Source organism: Actinomadura sp. WAC 06369 (assembly GCF_003947565.1).
In the GTDB taxonomy this organism is placed as follows: Bacteria; Actinomycetota; Actinomycetes; order Streptosporangiales; family Streptosporangiaceae; genus Spirillospora; species Spirillospora rifamycini.
In genome coordinates, this window is sequence record NZ_QHJN01000308.1 from 1 (window position 1) to 4,526 (window position 4,526).

4 protein-coding genes are annotated in these 4,526 nt (G+C 76.4%); all 4 read left to right on the forward strand.

What is annotated here, in order from left to right; translation table 11 throughout:
• The coding region (locus tag DMH08_RS38650) for an oligopeptide/dipeptide ABC transporter ATP-binding protein (protein WP_325052987.1) at positions 1-278 on the forward strand (278 nt) is incomplete at its 5' end.
• On the forward strand, positions 250-1,368 hold the full coding sequence (locus DMH08_RS38655; protein ID WP_442778675.1) for an ABC transporter ATP-binding protein: 1,119 nt from the start codon (positions 250-252) through the stop codon (positions 1,366-1,368). The genes DMH08_RS38650 and DMH08_RS38655, both read left to right, overlap by 29 nt.
• Positions 1,369-1,417: 49 nt before the next feature.
• The gene (locus DMH08_RS38660; RefSeq protein WP_026404130.1) at positions 1,418-2,275 is read left to right on the forward strand and encodes a spermidine synthase; all 858 of its coding nucleotides are present in this window, start codon (positions 1,418-1,420) and stop codon (positions 2,273-2,275) included.
• Between the two features lie 171 nt (positions 2,276-2,446).
• Positions 2,447-4,495, forward strand: coding sequence for a SpoIIE family protein phosphatase (locus DMH08_RS38665; protein ID WP_125621200.1), 2,049 nt, complete (start codon positions 2,447-2,449; stop codon positions 4,493-4,495).
• Positions 4,496-4,526: the final 31 nt, after the last annotated feature.

Here is a 4,526-nt window from a genome sequence, read left to right on the forward strand (position 1 = left end):
CAGGGGGTGAGCGGCCCGCCCACCCCTACACGCGCGGGCTGCTGGCCTCGGTGCCCCGCCTGGACCGGCGCGGCGGGCCGCTCACCCCGATCGGCGGGGCGCCGCCGAACCCGGCCGCGCTCCCGCCCGGCTGCCCGTTCCACCCCCGCTGCCCGCGCGCCGAGGCGCGCTGCGCCGTGGACCGGCCGCCGCCGGTCGCGGTCGCGCCCGGGCACACCGCCGCCTGCCACTTCGCCGAGGAGGTCCACGGTGCCGCACCTGCCGGCCGGCCCCATTGACGAACCGGGCCCCGAACCGGCCCGCCGGCCGGCGGACGGCCCGGGCCGCGGCCCGGCCGCGGAGCCGATCCTGCGGGTCGAGGGCCTCGTCAAGCACTACCCGGTGACCCGCGGCGTGCTGTTCAAGCGGACGGTCGGCCGCGTCAAGGCCGTGGACGGCGTCGACCTGGAGCTGCGGCCCGGCGAGACCCTCGGCGTCGTCGGCGAGTCCGGCTGCGGGAAGTCGACCCTCGCGCGGCTGCTGCTGGCCGCCGAGCGCCCCACAGCGGGCACCGTCCGGTTCGCCGGACGGGACGTCTTCACGCTGTCCCGCGCGGAACTGCGGGCCCTCCGGCGCCGCATCCAGATGGTGCTCCAGGACCCGTACTCCTCCCTCAACCCGCGGATGACGGTCGGGGACATCGTCGGCGAGCCGTTCGCGATCCACCCCGGCGCGGCCCCCAAGGGGGAGCGGCGCGCCCGCGTCGGCGAGCTGCTGGAACTGGTCGGGCTCGACCCCGACCACGCCGACCGCTACCCGCACCAGTTCTCCGGCGGCCAGCGGCAGCGCGTCGGGATCGCCCGGGCCCTCGCGCTGCGCCCCGACGTCATCGTCTGCGACGAGCCGGTGTCGGCGCTCGACGTGTCCGTGCAGGCCCAGGTGATGAACCTGCTCGCGGAGCTGCAGCGCGAGCTGGGGCTGGCGTACGTGTTCATCGCGCACGACCTCGCGGCCGTCCGCCACATCTCCGACCGCATCGCCGTGATGTACCTGGGGAAGGTCGTCGAGACGGGCGACCAGGAGCGGATCTACGAGCACGCGACGCACCCCTACACGCAGGCGCTGCTGTCCGCCGTCCCCGTGCCCGACCCGGACGCCCCCGGCTGGGCGGACCAGATCGAGCTGGAGGGGGAGCCGCCGTCGCCGCTGGACCCGCCGTCCGGGTGCCGGTTCCGGACGCGCTGCCCGAAGGCGGCGGACGTCTGCGCGGAGCGGGAGCCCGCGCTGGAGGCGCGCGACGGGTCCGCGCACCCGAGCGCGTGCCACTTCGCCGCCGAAGCCGCCCCGGGGAGCGGCCCGTTCGCGGACCCGCTCGCGAAGGGGCACTGAGCCGCGCGATCGCGGACGCGGCGCGTCCCCGGGTCCGTAGGGTGGGGGCATGGCGCGCAAGGGGAGGGGTCCGCGGCCGGAGACCCACACGATCGCCGGCGGCGAGGCGGAACTGCTGCGGGACGCCGACCGCGACGGCGGCTGGGTGCTGCTCGTGGGCGGCGTCCCGCAGTCCTACGTGGACCTGTCCGACCCGACCTACCTCGACTTCGAGTACATGCAGCTCATGGGGGCCGTCGTCGACGCGATCGCGCCGGCCGGGGAGCCGCTCGACGCCGTCCACGTCGGCGGCGCCGGCTGCACGCTCCCGCGCTACGTCGCCGCGACGCGCCCCCGCTCGCGGCAGGTCGTGCTGGAACCGGACGGCGAGCTGGTGCGGCTCGTCCGGGAGCGGCTCCCGGTCAAGAACGTCCCCGGGCTGCGGATCCGGATCACCGACGGGCGGTCCGGGATCGCCGCGCTGCCCGACGCGGCGGACGACCTGGTGGTGATGGACGCGTTCGCGGAGGCGTCGATGCCGCCCGACCTCGCCACCCGCGAGTTCGTGCTGGACGCCGCGCGGGTGCTGCGGCCCGGCGGCGTCTACCTCGCCAACGTCGCCGACGGGTTCCGGCTGCCGTTCGCCCGCCGGGCCGCCGCGACGATCGCGTCGGTGTTCGGCCACACGCTGCTGATGGGCGACCCCGGGGTGCTGCGCGGCCGCCGGTTCGGCAACCTCATCGTGGCGGGGTCCCGGGAGCCGCTGCCGGTCGCCGAGCTGACCCGCCGGGCCGCCGGGGGCATCACCCGGGCGCGGCTGCTGGCGGGCGGCGACCTGGCCGCGTTCTGCTCCGGCGCCGCGCCGCTGCGCGACGGCGAGGACGTCGCCGTCCCGGTCCCGCCGCCGCAGGTCTTCGGGAAATCCTGACGGGATTCTCACGGTGCCGAAAAAGTGACACGGCACGGCTCGCCGCGCTGAATTCCCTTCCCCAGGTCAGAACGGTAGGGGTGCCCGAAGGCCGTGCGCGGACGGGGATTTCGGGCCGTCCGGGTCGCGGTATCGGCCGCATCCGGCCGCCCGATGTTCCATAATCGACCGATGGAGTCGTCCACCCGGATTCTGATTCTCGGCCTGGATTGGTCGGGGAGAATACTCCAGTACGACCGGAACGCCGCCGCAGTTCTGTCCGCCGATCCGGACGGCCTGCTCGGCGCCGGGCTGGACGAGGTGATCCCCGGCGCGCGGGAGCCGCTGCTGGAGGCCGCCAGGGCCGGACGGGAGCGCACCGCGATGCTCGCCGTCGAGACGCCCGAGGGCGCCGTGCTCGACGCGGTCGTCACCGTGCACCCGATGAGCGGCGGCGCGCCCGACCTCGCCGCGCTCGCGGTCGTCAAGGTGCCGGTGCCGCTCGCCGACCGGTTCGTCGACCCGGCGGTGATCCGCCGGGCGCTGCTCGACGACGGGCTGCCCCGCGTCGGCTCCACCCTCGACCTCGAACTGCTCGCGCGCGGCCTGATGGACGTGCTCGTCCCGCACTTCTGCAACTCCGCGGCCCTGATGCTGCTGGAGAGCCACCTGGACGAGGAGGAGCCGCCCGCCGGGCCGGGCGGCCCGCCGCTGCGCCGGATGGCGATCGGGTTCGACGACGGCGACCCGTCGTGGGACGCCGCGTTCCCGACCGGCGAGACGCTCGCCTACCCGTCCGGCACCCCCTACGCGCAGTGCGTCGAGTCGGGGAAGCCCGTCTTCGCGACCTTCGACGACGAGTCCGCCCACGCCGCCGCCGACTGGCGCCGCGCGCCGGTCGGCGACCTGCTCAAAGGCGCGTCCATGCTGCTGCTGCCGATCACCTCCCCGGCCGGGGTGCTCGGCTTCTTCGTCTGCACCCGCAACGCCGCGCACCGCCCGTTCGACCCCTACGACGGCGAGATCGGCCACGCGTTCGCCGCCCGCGCGTCCACCTTCGTGGAGAACGCCCGCCGCTACTCGCGGGAGCGCGCCACCGCCCTCACGCTGCAGCGCAGCCTGCTGCCCACCGGCCTGTCGGCGCCGTCCACGGTGGAGGTCCAGCACCGGTACCTGCCGGGCAGCCGGATGATCGAGGTCGGCGGCGACTGGTACGAGTCGATCGCGCTGCCCGGCGCCCGCGTCGCGCTCGTCGTCGGCGACGTCGCCGGGCACGGCGTCAAGGCCGCCGTCACCATGGGGCGGCTGCGCACCGCCATCCACACCCTCGCGGGCCTGGAACTGCCGCCCGCCGAGGCGCTGGAGCGGCTCGACGCGCTGATGAGCACCCTCGGCGAGCGCGAACCCCACTTCGCGACCTGCGCCTACGCCGTCTACGACGCGGTCAGCGGCCGCTGCGAGGTCGCCAGCGCCGGGCACCTGCCGCCGCTGCTCGTCCCGCCCGGCGGCGCCTCCACCTACCTGGACGTCCCGCCCGCCCCGCCGCTCGGCGTCGGCGGCGGGCCGATCGTCAGCCGCGAGTTCACCGTCGAGGACGGCACGCTGCTGTTCCTCTACACCGACGGCCTCGTCGAGAACCGCGCCCGCGACATCGACGACGGGCTCGCCGGGCTGCGCCGCATCCTCGGCCCCGGCGCCGCCGCCCGCCCGCTGGACGAGCTGTGCCAGGACGCGCTCGACGGCGTCTACGACGACCAGCACCGCGACGACATCGCGATCCTCGTCGCGCGGCTGGCGCGCATCCCCGAGGACGACCACGCCTCCTGGGAGCTGCCCGCCGACCCGGCCGCCGTGCGGCGCGCGCGGGGGCTCGTCCGCGACCGGCTCGCCCGCTGGGACCTGGAGGAGCTGGCCGACTCGACCGTCCTGATGGCGTCCGAACTGGTCACCAACGCGATCCGGCACACCTCCGGACGGCTCGAGCTGCGGCTCGTCCGCGAGGGCGGCCTGGTCTGCGAGGTGTTCGACAGGTCCGACGGGCGCCCGCGGGTCCGCCACCACGGCGAGCCCCCGGGCGGGGACCCGGGGGACGGCGCGGGCGGCGCCGGCGCGGGCGAGGAGGTCGGCGAGGTGGCCGACACCGGCCGCGGCCTGCACGTCGTCGGGCGGCTGGCGAGCCGCTGGGGCGTCCGCCGCACCCACGGCGGCAAAGCGGTCTGGTGCGAGCAGGAGCTGCCGTAGGCGGACCCCGGGCCGGGGGCGGGCCTGGGCG

What these genes read in the sequence shown, in the direction of transcription:
- DMH08_RS38660 (WP_026404130.1), top strand. Translation starts at nt 1,418, where the DNA reads ATGGCGCGCAAGGGGAGGGGTCCGCGGCCGGAGACCCACACGATCGCC.
- DMH08_RS38665 (WP_125621200.1), top strand. Translation starts at nt 2,447, where the DNA reads ATGGAGTCGTCCACCCGGATTCTGATTCTCGGCCTGGATTGGTCGGGG.